The following is a 305-nucleotide window of genomic DNA, read 5'->3' on the forward strand; positions in this document are numbered from 1 at the left end:
TTGTTCCTGATACTCGATCCATCCGGCGGTGGCCGGAACAAGTCCCGGGTGGCGTGCCACCCACCGCTCATACGGAGCACATTCATCGGGCCTGAGGGCCTATGGTATCGTCATTCTCGTTTGGTTTTTGATGTCGCGGCACAATTTTCAAAACCTGGAAGGATCAAGGGAGCAAGAAGCCCTGTCACCTTTCCGGTCGCCGTCACAACCGCACCGGACGGGAACATCTTTATCCGGCGCAACGACCGTATCGCATGACAAGCCTGTCTTCGCGGCAGGCTTTTCTGCATTCCCCCGGCGGCGCC

At 58.4% G+C, this 305-nt stretch carries 1 protein-coding gene; it reads right to left on the reverse strand.

Annotated features, from left to right (window positions below):
* Positions 1 to 110: 110 nt before the first annotated feature.
* Positions 111 to 305 (reverse strand): hypothetical protein (locus tag KVS69_RS19245; protein ID WP_217539559.1); only part of this gene is annotated, 195 nt, incomplete at its 5' end.

The sequence above is a fragment of the Stenotrophomonas sp. GbtcB23 genome, from assembly GCF_019091045.1.
Taxonomy (GTDB): Bacteria; Pseudomonadota; Gammaproteobacteria; order Xanthomonadales; family Xanthomonadaceae; genus Stenotrophomonas; species Stenotrophomonas rhizophila_A.